At 42.3% G+C, this 12,178-nt stretch carries 23 protein-coding genes; all 23 read left to right on the top strand.

Annotation, left to right across the window (positions count from 1 at the left end; genetic code table 11):
* Window positions 1–36: 36 nt before the first annotated feature.
* Window positions 37–240 (top strand): 50S ribosomal protein L29, encoded by a 204-nt coding sequence (gene rpmC / locus WJ238_RS01755; RefSeq protein WP_076780560.1) that lies wholly within the window; start codon window positions 37–39, stop codon window positions 238–240.
* Between the two features lie 35 nt (window positions 241–275).
* A complete protein-coding gene (rpsQ, locus tag WJ238_RS01750; RefSeq protein WP_256194876.1) occupies window positions 276–530 on the top strand; it encodes a 30S ribosomal protein S17 in 255 nt (84 codons plus the stop codon).
* A 19-nt stretch (window positions 531–549) separates the two neighbouring features.
* Window positions 550–918, top strand: coding sequence for a 50S ribosomal protein L14 (gene rplN / locus WJ238_RS01745; protein WP_230106997.1), 369 nt, complete (start codon window positions 550–552; stop codon window positions 916–918).
* Window positions 919–935: 17 nt separating this feature from the next.
* Window positions 936–1,247 (top strand): 50S ribosomal protein L24, encoded by a 312-nt coding sequence (rplX, locus tag WJ238_RS01740; protein ID WP_230106996.1) that lies wholly within the window; start codon window positions 936–938, stop codon window positions 1,245–1,247.
* A 23-nt stretch (window positions 1,248–1,270) separates the two neighbouring features.
* Window positions 1,271–1,810: a 50S ribosomal protein L5 gene (rplE, locus tag WJ238_RS01735; protein WP_230106995.1), complete on the top strand. Its 540-nt coding sequence runs from the start codon at window positions 1,271–1,273 to the stop codon at window positions 1,808–1,810.
* Window positions 1,811–1,821: 11 nt separating this feature from the next.
* Window positions 1,822–2,007 (top strand): type Z 30S ribosomal protein S14, encoded by a 186-nt coding sequence (locus WJ238_RS01730; protein ID WP_154476718.1) that lies wholly within the window; start codon window positions 1,822–1,824, stop codon window positions 2,005–2,007.
* A gap of 15 nt (window positions 2,008–2,022) precedes the next feature.
* On the top strand, window positions 2,023–2,424 hold the full coding sequence (gene rpsH, locus WJ238_RS01725) for a 30S ribosomal protein S8 (protein ID WP_230106994.1): 402 nt from the start codon (window positions 2,023–2,025) through the stop codon (window positions 2,422–2,424).
* 184 nt (window positions 2,425–2,608) lie between these two features.
* The gene (gene rplF, locus WJ238_RS01720) at window positions 2,609–3,151 is read left to right on the top strand and encodes a 50S ribosomal protein L6 (RefSeq protein WP_230106993.1); all 543 of its coding nucleotides are present in this window, start codon (window positions 2,609–2,611) and stop codon (window positions 3,149–3,151) included.
* A gap of 17 nt (window positions 3,152–3,168) precedes the next feature.
* A complete protein-coding gene (gene rplR, locus WJ238_RS01715; RefSeq protein ID WP_230106992.1) occupies window positions 3,169–3,537 on the top strand; it encodes a 50S ribosomal protein L18 in 369 nt (122 codons plus the stop codon).
* Between the two features lie 15 nt (window positions 3,538–3,552).
* Window positions 3,553–4,062 (top strand): 30S ribosomal protein S5, encoded by a 510-nt coding sequence (gene rpsE, locus WJ238_RS01710; protein ID WP_230106991.1) that lies wholly within the window; start codon window positions 3,553–3,555, stop codon window positions 4,060–4,062.
* A gap of 14 nt (window positions 4,063–4,076) precedes the next feature.
* Window positions 4,077–4,256 carry a 50S ribosomal protein L30 gene (gene rpmD / locus WJ238_RS01705; RefSeq protein ID WP_230106990.1) on the top strand — a complete coding sequence of 60 codons (180 nt, stop codon included), beginning with the start codon at window positions 4,077–4,079 and terminating at the stop codon, window positions 4,254–4,256.
* A 29-nt stretch (window positions 4,257–4,285) separates the two neighbouring features.
* Window positions 4,286–4,726: a 50S ribosomal protein L15 gene (gene rplO, locus WJ238_RS01700; RefSeq protein WP_230106989.1), complete on the top strand. Its 441-nt coding sequence runs from the start codon at window positions 4,286–4,288 to the stop codon at window positions 4,724–4,726.
* Window positions 4,726–6,042: a preprotein translocase subunit SecY gene (gene secY / locus WJ238_RS01695; protein ID WP_337605973.1), complete on the top strand. Its 1,317-nt coding sequence runs from the start codon at window positions 4,726–4,728 to the stop codon at window positions 6,040–6,042. The genes rplO and secY overlap by 1 nt, the downstream gene beginning before the upstream one ends.
* Before the next feature lie 136 nt (window positions 6,043–6,178).
* A complete protein-coding gene (locus tag WJ238_RS01690) occupies window positions 6,179–6,823 on the top strand; it encodes an adenylate kinase (protein WP_230106987.1) in 645 nt (214 codons plus the stop codon).
* Window positions 6,824–6,827: 4 nt separating this feature from the next.
* On the top strand, window positions 6,828–7,583 hold the full coding sequence (gene map, locus WJ238_RS01685; protein ID WP_337605971.1) for a type I methionyl aminopeptidase: 756 nt from the start codon (window positions 6,828–6,830) through the stop codon (window positions 7,581–7,583).
* A gap of 16 nt (window positions 7,584–7,599) precedes the next feature.
* A complete protein-coding gene (locus WJ238_RS01680) occupies window positions 7,600–7,857 on the top strand; it encodes a KOW domain-containing RNA-binding protein (RefSeq protein ID WP_230106985.1) in 258 nt (85 codons plus the stop codon).
* A 5-nt stretch (window positions 7,858–7,862) separates the two neighbouring features.
* A complete protein-coding gene (gene infA / locus WJ238_RS01675) occupies window positions 7,863–8,081 on the top strand; it encodes a translation initiation factor IF-1 (RefSeq protein WP_004607275.1) in 219 nt (72 codons plus the stop codon).
* A 156-nt stretch (window positions 8,082–8,237) separates the two neighbouring features.
* Complete coding sequence (gene rpmJ, locus WJ238_RS01670) at window positions 8,238–8,351, top strand: 50S ribosomal protein L36 (RefSeq protein WP_005339020.1); 114 nt, start codon at window positions 8,238–8,240, stop codon at window positions 8,349–8,351.
* Window positions 8,352–8,843: 492 nt separating this feature from the next.
* Window positions 8,844–9,212 carry a 30S ribosomal protein S13 gene (gene rpsM, locus WJ238_RS01665; RefSeq protein ID WP_076780581.1) on the top strand — a complete coding sequence of 123 codons (369 nt, stop codon included), beginning with the start codon at window positions 8,844–8,846 and terminating at the stop codon, window positions 9,210–9,212.
* A gap of 51 nt (window positions 9,213–9,263) precedes the next feature.
* Window positions 9,264–9,659, top strand: a complete 396-nt coding sequence (gene rpsK / locus WJ238_RS01660; protein ID WP_230106984.1) for a 30S ribosomal protein S11 — start codon at window positions 9,264–9,266, stop codon at window positions 9,657–9,659.
* A gap of 18 nt (window positions 9,660–9,677) precedes the next feature.
* Window positions 9,678–10,271 (top strand): 30S ribosomal protein S4, encoded by a 594-nt coding sequence (gene rpsD, locus WJ238_RS01655; RefSeq protein ID WP_230106983.1) that lies wholly within the window; start codon window positions 9,678–9,680, stop codon window positions 10,269–10,271.
* 57 nt (window positions 10,272–10,328) lie between these two features.
* Window positions 10,329–11,288: a DNA-directed RNA polymerase subunit alpha gene (locus tag WJ238_RS01650; RefSeq protein WP_230106982.1), complete on the top strand. Its 960-nt coding sequence runs from the start codon at window positions 10,329–10,331 to the stop codon at window positions 11,286–11,288.
* 157 nt (window positions 11,289–11,445) lie between these two features.
* Window positions 11,446–11,982, top strand: a complete 537-nt coding sequence (locus tag WJ238_RS01645; protein WP_230106981.1) for a bL17 family ribosomal protein — start codon at window positions 11,446–11,448, stop codon at window positions 11,980–11,982.
* The last annotated feature ends 196 nt before the right edge of the window (window positions 11,983–12,178 follow it).

The raw sequence follows: 12,178 nt of genomic DNA, 5'->3' as shown, positions 1-12,178 counted from the left end.
TCGTTTCTCGCGCAGACTTAGAAGGCGGTGATAACAGTGAAAATTAATGCATTTGTAGAAGATTTAAGAACAAAATCAGCTGCAGAGCTGAACGAAGAATTAGTAGCTGCTAAAAAGGAGCTCTTCAATTTAAGATTCCAGAACGCAACAAACCAGTTGGATAACACAAGCAGAATCAAAGAAGTAAGAAAAAATATTGCAAGAATCCAGACTGTAATTACAGAAAAGAGCAATGCCTAGCTTTTTGAGCAAAATGCAGAGAAAGGAGTAACACCGTGGAAAGAAATCTTAGAAAAACACGTGTTGGTAAAGTAATCAGCAATAAGATGGATAAAACGATCGTAGTTGCTGTAGAAGATAATGTAAAACATCCGCTTTACAACAAAATCGTAAAGAGAACTTATAAATTAAAAGCCCACGATGAAGCAAATGAATGCAACATCGGTGACAAGGTAAGAGTTATGGAGACAAGACCGTTATCAAAAGATAAGAGATGGAGACTTGTCGAAGTTATGGAAAAAGTAAAATAGTATAAGGAGGGAAACCTGCATGATACAGCAAGAAAGCAGACTGAAAGTAGCAGACAATACAGGTGCGAAAGAGTTACTTTGTATCCGCGTGCTTGGAGGTTCCACAAGAAGATATGCAAGCATCGGAGACGTGGTAGTTGCAACTGTTAAAGATGCAACACCAGGCGGCGTTGTAAAAAAAGGTGACGTCGTAAAAGCTGTAGTTGTACGTACTGTAAAAGGTACTCGCCGTAAAGACGGTTCTTATATCCGCTTCGACGAAAATGCTGCTGTTATTATTAAAGATGATAAAAATCCAAGAGGAACCCGTATCTTCGGGCCAGTAGCAAGGGAGCTCCGTGATAAACAGTTTATGAAAATTGTTTCCCTGGCTCCGGAAGTACTTTAAGGAGGTGCGAGAATAAGATGTCAACTATGAAGATCAAAAAAGGCGACATGGTTAAAGTGATTGCCGGTAAAGATAAAGACAAAGAAGGCAAGGTCATCGCTGTAAATCAGAAAGACGGTACAGTTCTCGTTGAAGGTGTCAACATGCTGACAAAGCACACAAAACCAAGTGTTGCAAATCAGAATGGCGGTATCGTTCATCAGGAAGGACCTATTGATATATCCAACGTAATGTACATCCATAAAGGAAAAGCTACAAGAGTAGGGTTCAAGATGGATGGAGACAAGAAAGTGCGTGTTGCAAAATCAACAGGCGAAGTGATTGATTAATTTGAGGAAGGAGGTCCAGTGCTTTGAGCAGACTGAAAGAACAGTACCAGAACGAGATCGTTGATGCAATGATCAAAAAGTTTGGTTATAAAAATATTATGGAAGTGCCGAAACTTGACAAAGTTGTTGTCAATATGGGTGTCGGCGAAGCAAAAGATAATGCAAAAGTTTTAGAGTCAGCAATCGCTGATATGGAAAAGATCACAGGACAGAAAGCAGTCGTTTGTAAAGCAAAGAAATCCGTGGCTAACTTCAAAGTAAGAGAAGGAATGCCGATCGGCTGCAAGGTTACATTAAGAGGAGAAAAGATGTACGAGTTCGTTGACCGTCTTGTAAATCTTGCTCTGCCTCGTGTACGTGACTTCAGAGGTGTAAATCCGAACGCATTTGACGGAAGAGGAAACTATGCTCTTGGTATCAAAGAGCAGCTTATTTTCCCTGAAATTGAGTACGATAAGGTTGACAAAGTCAGAGGTATGGATGTCATTTTTGTTACAACGGCTAAGACAGACGAAGAGGCTCGCGAGCTGTTAAAACAATTCAACATGCCGTTTACAAAATAAGGAGGTAAATTATGGCTAAGACAGCAATGAAAATTAAACAGCAGCGTAAGCAGAAATTTTCTACAAGAGAATACAGCCGCTGCAGAATCTGCGGTCGTCCGCATGCATATTTAAGAAAATATGGAATCTGCCGTGTTTGCTTCCGCGAACTGGCATACAAAGGACAGATCCCAGGTGTGAAGAAGGCAAGTTGGTAAAGGAGGAAGCAATCCATGACAATGAGTGATCCAATTGCAGATATGCTTACAAGAATCCGTAATGCAAATACTGCGAAACATGATACAGTAGATATTCCTGCATCAAAGATGAAAATTGCTATTGCTGACATTCTGGTGAATGAAGGATATATCACAAAATATGACATTGTAGAAGACGGAGCATTTAAGACAATCCGTGTGACACTGAAATACGGTGCAGATAAGAACGAGAAAGTAATTTCTGGTCTGAAGAGAATTTCCAAACCAGGACTTCGTGTTTATGCAAGTAGCGAAGAACTTCCGAAGGTTCTTGGAGGACTTGGAACAGCGATCATTTCCACAAATCAGGGAGTGATCACAGACAAAGAAGCAAGAAAACTCGGCGTAGGCGGAGAAGTTCTGGCATTTGTATGGTAAAATTTTGAGACAATTTGCGGGACAGAGGATACACCACAGCCACTAGGCTCGTGAAGGGCCTCGCCAAGTGGGCTGGGTGCACTTTCGCACTAAGCTCGTGAGGACCTCGCTAAGTGCTCAATGTGACTGAAAACAGAGCAGACAAAGCATCTGCTCCGAAAATTTAAGTTAAGGAGGATATGGTATGTCACGTATAGGAAGACTGCCAATTACAGTTCCAGCAGGGGTTACTGTTGAAATTGCAGAGAACAACAAAGTGACTGTAAAAGGTCCAAAGGGAACTCTTGAAAAAGAGCTTCCGGTAGAAATGGAAATCAAGCAGGAGGGAGATCAGATCGTCGTAACAAGACCGAACGATCTGAAGAAAATGAAATCTCTCCATGGTCTGACAAGAACACTGATCAACAACATGGTTGTCGGTGTAACAGAAGGATACAAAAAGGTTCTGGAAGTCAACGGTGTTGGTTACAGAGCTGCAAAAGCCGGAAATAAGCTGACACTTAGCTTAGGATACTCTCATCCGGTAGAGATGATTGACCCAGAGGGAGTTGAGACTGTTCTGGAAGGACAGAACAAGATCACTGTTCAGGGAATTGACAAAGAAAAAGTTGGCCAGTATGCGGCTGAGATCAGAGACAAGAGAAGACCGGAGCCATATAAGGGCAAAGGTATCAAGTATGCTGATGAAGTGATCAGACGTAAAGTTGGCAAGACTGGTAAGAAATAAATAAGGAGAGTGTGAAAATGGTTAGCAAGAAATCAAGAACAGAAGTACGTGTTAAAAAGCACAGAAAAATCCGTAACCGTTTCAGCGGTACACCTGAATGCCCACGTTTAGCCGTATTCAGAAGTAATAATCATATGTATGCACAGATTATTGACGATGTGGCAGGGAACACTCTGGTTGCAGCTTCCACTCTTCAGAAAGATGTGAAAGCGAACCTGGAAAAGACAAACAACGTTGATGCAGCTGCATATCTTGGAAAAGTAATTGCTGAGAAAGCGCTTGAAAAAGGCATCAAGGAAGTTGTATTTGACAGAGGCGGCTTCATTTACCATGGTAAGGTTCAGGCATTGGCAGATGCAGCTCGTGAAGCTGGACTGGAATTTTAGGAAGGGAGAACACAGATGAGACAGGAACGCATTGATGCTAGTCAGTTTGAATTAGCAGAAAAAGTGGTAGCAATTAAGCGTGTTACCAAAGTTGTTAAAGGTGGTCGTAACTTCAAATTCACAGCTTTAGTAGTTGTAGGTGATGGAAACGGCCATGTTGGAGCAGGATTAGGAAAGGCTACCGAAATTCCGGAAGCAATTCGTAAAGGAAAAGAAGATGCAGCAAAGAATTTGATCTCTGTTGCACTGGATGATCATGGAAGTATTACACATGATCAGATCGGTAAATTCGGAAGTGCATCCGTACTTCTGAAGACAGCGCCCGAAGGTACTGGAGTTATTGCCGGAGGTCCGGCACGTGCCGTTATCGAGATGGCAGGTATCAAGAACATCCGTACAAAATCTCTTGGTTCCAACAATAAGCAGAATGTAGTACTTGCTACGATCGAAGGATTGAGAGAAGTAAAAACTCCGGAAAAAGTATCTAAGCTTCGTGGAAAATCCATCGAAGAGATCGTAGGCTAAGGAGGTAGATGAAAGTGGCAGATTTAAAAATCACATTAGTAAAATCTACAATCGGTGCCGTACCGAAGCATAAGAAGACAGTAGAAGCTTTAGGACTGAAAAAAGTAAACAAGACTGTTGTTTTGCCGGACAATGCAGCAACAAGAGGTATGGTAAAACAGGTACAGCATTTAGTAAAAGTAGAGGAAGTTTAATTTAGACTATAGAGTAAGGAGGTGTCATAATGGACTTATCAAACTTAAGACCAGCTGACGGAGCTAAGCACAGTGATAATTTCAGAAGAGGACGCGGACATGGTTCTGGAAATGGTAAGACTGCCGGAAAGGGACACAAAGGACAGAAAGCTCGTTCAGGCGGCACAAGACCGGGATTTGAAGGCGGACAGATGCCATTATACAGAAGAATACCGAAGAGAGGATTCACTAACAGAAATACAAAGACTATCGTTGGAATTAATGTGAGCGCTCTGGAAGTATTTGATAATGACGCTGTTGTTTCTGTAGAAACATTAAAAGAAGCAGGCATCGTGAAAAACGCAAAAGACGGTGTAAAAATTCTTGGAAATGGAGAATTAACTAAGAAACTTACAGTGCAGGCCAACGCTTTCAGCGCAGGCGCTGCAGCTAAGATTGAGGCTCTTGGTGGAAAAGCAGAGGTGATCTAATGTTTAAAACAGTGCGACGGGCATTTCAGATAGAGGATATTCGCAGGAAGATCCTGTACACATTCATGATGCTGATCGTAATCAGAATCGGATCTGAACTGCCGACACCTGGCGTAGATCCTGACTTTATAAAAGACTTTTTTGCACAAAACACTGGTGAGGCATTCAACTTCTTTAATGCCATCACCGGTGGTTCATTTGAGCAGATGTCCGTTTTCGCCCTCAGTATTACACCATATATTACATCCTCGATCATTATGCAGCTTCTGACTATTGCAATTCCCAAACTGGAAGAAATGCATAAAGACGGAGAGGATGGCCGTAAAAAGATTGCAGCGATCACACGGTATCTTACCATTGGACTCTCTTTGATCCAATCTACTGCCATGGCTGTAGGATTCGGACGTCAGGGACTTTTGGTAGAGTTTAATTTTGTTAATGCTGCAATCGTGGTTTTGACATTGACGGCGGGAAGTGCTTTCCTTATGTGGATTGGCGAGAGGATCACGGAAAAAGGCGTTGGAAATGGTATTTCCATTGTACTTGTCATTAACATTATTTCTCGTATTCCAAACGATATGTATACGTTGTTTGAGCAGTTCGTTAAAGGGAAAAGCCTTGCATCAGGCGGACTTGCGGCTTTGATCATTATTGCGATCATTCTGGCCCTTGTTGTCTTTGTCATTTTCCTTCAGGATGGACAGAGAAGAATTGCAGTACAGTATTCACAGAAAGTCCAGGGAAGAAGAACATTTGGCGGACAGTCTACCTACATTCCGATGAAGGTCAACACAGCCGGTGTAATTCCGATTATCTTTTCTTCATCGCTGATGCAGACACCAATTCTGATCGCGTCATTTCTGGGAAAAGGTGATGGAAACGGCATCGGAAGTGAGATTCTCCGCGGATTGAATCAGGCGAATTGGTGCAATCCACAGAATATCAAATATACGTGGGGGTTGCTTGTTTACATTTTACTGACTGTATTTTTCGCTTATTTTTATACATCCATTACATTTAACCCAATGGAGATTGCGAACAATATGAAAAAGAGCGGCGGTTTCATTCCGGGCATCCGTCCGGGAAGACCAACTGTGGAGTTTCTGACAAAAATATTGAACTATATTATTTTTGTAGGTGCTTGCGGTTTGATCGTCGTACAGGTTGTTCCGATTATCTTTAATGGATGGCTGGGAGCAAACGTTTCATTCGGCGGCACATCACTGATCATTATTGTCAGTGTAATTCTGGAAACGATCAAACAGATCGAATCACAGATGATGGTCCGCAACTATAAGGGATTTTTAAATAACTAGATACCCTAAGAGGGACTCTGGCGGTTGGTCTGGAATATTGAATTTCAGGTCAGATCCGCCGGGGTATATTTGCTTTTAAACTCGCGGAAGAAATATATTTTCGCGGGTTAAAATGCTATAAGGAGGAGATAAGCCTATGAAGATCATTATGTTAGGTGCGCCTGGTGCCGGAAAAGGGACACAGGCAAAAAAAATTGCAGCTAAGTATAATATTCCCCACATTTCCACAGGAGATATTTTCCGTGCAAATATTAAAAACGGTACGGAGCTTGGAAAAAAAGCTAAGACTTATATGGATCAGGGACTCCTTGTGCCGGATGATCTTGTTGTAGATCTTGTTGTGGACAGAGTAGGTCAGGATGACTGTGAAAGAGGATATGTTCTGGATGGATTTCCAAGAACGATCCCGCAGGCGGAAGCGCTTACCAAGGCACTTGCCGATATGGGACAGAAAGTAGACTATGCTATCGATGTGGATGTACCGGATGAGAATATTGTGCGCCGTATGTCGGGAAGAAGAGCATGTGTGGGATGCGGAGCTACATATCATGTTGTATATGCACCGACGAAAAAAGAAGGTATCTGTGATACCTGCGGCGGTGAACTGATTCTTAGGGATGATGACAAGCCGGAGACTGTACAGAAGAGACTGAATGTATACCATGAGCAGACACAGCCGCTGATTGATTATTATACAGAAGCCGGAATTTTAAAGACAGTAGACGGAACTGTGGACATTGATGATGTATTTCAGTCAATTGTAGATATTTTAGGAGCGTAAATCTATGTCAATTACGATAAAATCTTCCAGAGAAATTGAGCTGATGACAGAAGCAGGAAGAATTTTGGAAATTGTTCATAACGAACTTGCAAAAGCACTGCATCCGGGTATGAGCACTCTTGATATTGACAAACTTGGGGAAGAGGTGATACGCAGCTACGACTGTATCCCCTCCTTCCTGAATTATAACGGGTATCCGGCATCCATCTGCGTATCAGTAAATGATGAAGTTGTGCACGGGATTCCCAGCCCCCACCGAATCATTCAGGATGGCGATATTGTCAGCCTGGATGCCGGTGTGATCTATAAGGGGTATCACTCTGACGCTGCGAGAACTCATGCAGTCGGAGAGATAAGTAAAGACGCGGCAAAGCTGATCGAAGTCACGAAACAATCCTTTTTTGAAGGTATAAAGTATGCAAAAGAAGGCAATCATCTATTTGATATATCTTCTGCCATAGGCCGGTATGCGGAAAGCTTTGGATATGGAGTTGTCAGAGATCTGTGCGGACATGGCATCGGTACCAGTCTGCATGAAGCTCCGGAAATACCGAACTATGTACAGAAAAGGAAAGGCATACTGCTGAAAGCAGGCATGACCCTTGCTATTGAGCCAATGATCAACGCCGGAACATGGGAAGTGAACTGGATGGATGATGACTGGACAGTCGTGACAAAGGATCATTCCTTATCGGCGCATTATGAAAATACTGTGCTGATCACAGAGGGTGAGCCGCAGATACTGACTTTGACGGAATAAGTAAAAGGAGCGGCTGATGGAAAGATATAAGGCGGGAATGCTTGCCAGATCACTGGCAGGACATGACGAAGGACAGATATATGTAATAATCGAAAGCGAAGCTTCATATATATATTTAGTGAATGGGAAAAACAGAACGCTGGATAGGCCGAAGAAAAAGAAAGCGAAGCATGTCCGCCTGATTCGGGAAGAACACGATATTGCCGGAATAAATGATGCTGGAATACGGAAAATCATAAAAGAGTTTGTGAAAGAAGGAAAACAGGAGGAATAGAGAAAATGTCAAAAGCTGACGTAATTGAAATTGAAGGAACTGTAGTAGAAAAACTGCCGAACGCAATGTTTCAGGTAGAGCTTGAAAACGGACATCAGGTATTGGCCCACATCAGCGGAAAACTGCGTATGAATTTCATTAAAATCCTTCCGGGTGATAAGGTGACACTGGAGCTGTCTCCGTACGACCTTTCAAAGGGAAGAATCATTTGGAGAGATAAGTAATATTTTTGAGATTTTAAATAAGAAATCTATTGACTTTGCTTGATGCGTAGTGCTATACTATATAAGCGCGTTTCTGGGTATTTCTATGCCTTGTTACGGGATGCCCGGAAAATCAGTGCAGGAACAAGCAGGCAATGGATGAAAGGAGGATTTGACGTGAAGGTTAGATCATCAGTAAAACCAATTTGCGAAAAATGCAAAGTTATCAAAAGAAAAGGAAGCGTTCGCATTATCTGCGAAAATCCAAAGCATAAACAGCGTCAGGGCTAATACTGAACACTTAGTGAATGCAAGCGGCTACGCGCAGCATGAACTTAGTGAGAAGATTCGTCCCAAGCGTTAGTGAACGCAAGTCGTCAGAGGCAGCGTGAGCTTAGGCGCACGGACGTGTAGATCTATGTTAGCAGATTGATAGTTTATGTACCAATTTAGGCGGCTGATAGCATGACACACCAGGGTGTGTGTGGAGTGGTCGTGCTATTTAATATACATGAAACACCGACAAGGGCAGTGGTTTCTGCAAGGTGGCTTCTAGTATATTGCTTACAATACCGGCGGTCATTGGCCGATTTGAGATCGGTTGCCGGAAAGGGCGTGAATACCGACACGCCTGGGCTGGGATATCGGATAAGATATGAGTTGTCTTTCTTTATGGAAAGAACGGCTTCACAGAATTCCGGTAGGGTGACAAGAGAAAACGGTCTGCCCGCAGCCTCAATTTAGGACAATATTAATTTAAAGAATCAATGGAGGGAAAATCACATGGCTCGTATTGCAGGTGTAGACTTACCAAGAGACAAACGTGTTGAAATCGGACTGACATATATTTATGGTATCGGAAGACCGAGCGCAACTCGTATTTTGAAGGAAGCAGGAGTAGATCCTGATATCCGCTGCAGAGATCTGACAGATGAAGATGTTAAAAAGATCAGTGCAGTAATCGATGAAACACAGATGGTAGAGGGTGATCTTAGAAGAGAGATCGCTTTAAATATTAAGAGACTGCAGGAAATCGGATGCTACAGAGGTATCCGTCACAGAAAAGGACTCCCGGTTCGCGGTCAGAAGACAAAGACTAACGCAAGAACAAGAAAAGGTCCAAAGAGAACAGTTGCAAATAAGAAGAAATAATTTAGTGTTTGAGTGAAACAATACAAAAATTAAGAAAGTAGGTTAGTTTAAATGGCAAAGAAAGTTACAAAGAAAGTGACAAAAAGACGTGTCAAGAAAAACGTTGAACACGGACAAGCACATATCCAGTCATCTTTTAACAATACAATCGTAACATTAACAGATGCACAGGGAAATGCTCTGTCATGGGCAAGTGCTGGCGGTCTGGGATTTAGAGGTTCAAGGAAATCTACTCCATATGCAGCTCAGATGGCAGCAGAGACAGCTGCTAAAGCAGCATTGATTCATGGACTGAAGACAGTAGATGTTATGGTAAAAGGACCGGGTTCAGGAAGAGAAGCGGCAATCCGTGCTCTTCAGGCATGTGGAATTGACGTTACAAGCATCAAAGACGTTACTCCGGTACCGCATAATGGATGCCGTCCACCGAAACGCAGAAGAGTCTAATTAGGAGGTAAATGAAAAATGGCAGTAAATAGAGTTCCGGTTCTTAAAAGATGCCGTTCACTTGGCATGGATCCAGTTTATCTTGGAATTGATAAAAAGTCTAACAGACAGCTCAAAAGAGCAAACAGAAAAATGAGCGAGTATGGTCTTCAGCTTCGCGAAAAACAGAAAGCAAAATTCATCTACGGTGTATTGGAAAAGCCGTTCAGAAATTACTATAAAAAGGCAAAACAGCAGAAGGGTATGACAGGTACCAACCTGATGGTTCTTCTGGAGTCAAGACTTGACAATGTAGTATTCCGTATGGGATTTGCAAGAACACGCCGTGAAGCAAGACAGATCGTAGACCACAAACATGTTCTTGTAAATGGAAAACAGGTAAACATTCCGTCTTATCTTGTGAAGGCCGGAGATGTAATTGAGATCAAAGAAAAATGCAAAGGTTCTCAGAGATATAAAGACATCCTTGAGGTAACAGGCGGACGTCTTGTGCCGGGATGGATCGAAGTAGATCAGGAAGCTTTGAAAGGTACAGTAAAAGAACTGCCGACTCGTGATGAGATCGATGTTCCGGTAGATGAAATGCTGATCGTCGAGCTGTATTCTAAATAATTAACTTAGAGAATTACCCTTCGGTAATCCGAACAACCCACAAGGAGGGACCGCATAGTGTTTGATTTTAATAAACCAAATATTGAAATTACAGAAATATCAGAAGATAAGAGATATGGAAGATTTGTAGTAGAACCTCTGGAAAGAGGATATGGTACAACACTTGGTAATTCTCTTAGAAGGATCATGCTTTCTTCTCTTCCTGGAGCTGCAATCAGCCAGGTGAAGATCGACGGAGTGCTGCATGAGTTCAGTTCTATCCCGGGTGTAAAAGAAGATGTTACTGAGATCATCATGAATCTGAAATCACTGGCAATCAAGAATACGTCCGAGACCGATGAGCCTAAGACTGCATATATTGAGTTTGAAGGCGAAGGAGTCGTAACCGGAGCTGATATTCAGGTGGATTCTGACATTGAGATCATGAATCCGGAGACTGTCATTGCTACATTAAATGGCGGCGCTGACAGTAAGCTCTATATGGAGCTGACGATCACAAAAGGACGCGGCTATGTAAGTTCTGACAAGAATAAGAGCGAGGAGCTTCCGATTGCAGTGATTCCGATCGACTCTATCTATACACCGGTTGAACGTGTCAACCTGTCTGTAGAAAATACTCGTGTCGGACAGATCACTGATTTCGATAAACTGACATTAGATGTCTGGACAAACGGAACACTTCTTCCGGATGAAGCTGTAAGTCTTGCGGCAAAAGTACTTAGCGAACATTTGAAACTCTTTATCGATCTGTCTGAAGTAGCGCAGGCTGCAGAAGTAATGATCGAGAAAGAAGATGACGAAAAAGAGAAAGTACTGGAAATGAGCATTGATGAGCTGGAACTTTCCGTACGTTCTTACAATTGCCTGAAGAGAGCAGGAATCAATACAGTAGAAGAGCTGACAAACCGTACTCCGGAGGATATGATGAAAGTCCGCAACCTGGGACGCAAATCCCTGGAGGAAGTATTAGCAAAATTAAAAGAACTTGGCTTGGAGTTAAGCCAAGGAGAGGAGTAGAGAGGGCGAAGCCCTCGATGCCGACTGAACTGCTAATGTTCAAGCGGCTTCCACACTTATTGCCCTGTCTGTCAGTAAGCCCGAAGCGCATGGCAGCGGCATTTGGCTAGTAAGCCCGAAGATGCATAACCAGATGTGAAAATGGAGGATATGAAAAATGGCAAAATATAGAAAACTTGGCAGAACATCAAGCCAGAGAAAAGCGTTACTTAGAAACCAGGTAACAGCATTGTTGAATAACGGAAAAATCAGAACAACTGAGGCAAAGGCAAAAGAGATCCGTAAAATGGCAGAAGGTCTGATCGCACTTGCAGTAAAAGAGAAAGATAACTTTGAAGAAGTTACTGTAAAGGCAAAGGTTGCACGTAAAGACAAAGACGGCAAGAGAGTAAAAGAAGTAGTAGACGGTAAGAAAGTTACAGTATACGACGAAGTTGAGAAGAAGATCAAAAAAGATATGCCGTCCAGACTTCATGCAAGACGTCAGATGCTGAAAGTTCTTTATCCTGTAAAAGAAGTTCCGAAGACTCCTGCAGGAAGAAAGAAAAATACAAAAGAAATCGACATGGTTGCAAAACTTTTTGATGAGATCGCACCAAAATATGCAGATCGCAACGGTGGCTACACAAGAATCATCAAGATCGGTCAGCGTAAAGGTGACGCAGCTATGGAAGTTCTGATCGAGCTGGTATAATCTGTTCGTGAAAAAGGTGAAATATTACTTGCGCTAAGCAAGGGAGAAAACAGGATGAAATCCGAAAACAGAAGGATTTCGTCCTGTTTTTATTTAGCAGGAAATCTTTTGAAAGAGAAAGATAAATATTTAACGAAAAATTATCGAATAAAATTAAAAAATCTTTTGTGATTCATTGAGGCATAGAGGCAAGGGA

The sequence above is a fragment of the Claveliimonas sp. genome (assembly GCF_037273965.1).
GTDB classification, from domain to species: Bacteria; Bacillota; Clostridia; order Lachnospirales; family Lachnospiraceae; genus Claveliimonas; species Claveliimonas bilis.
This window is presented reverse-complemented; position numbering and strand designations above follow the sequence as displayed.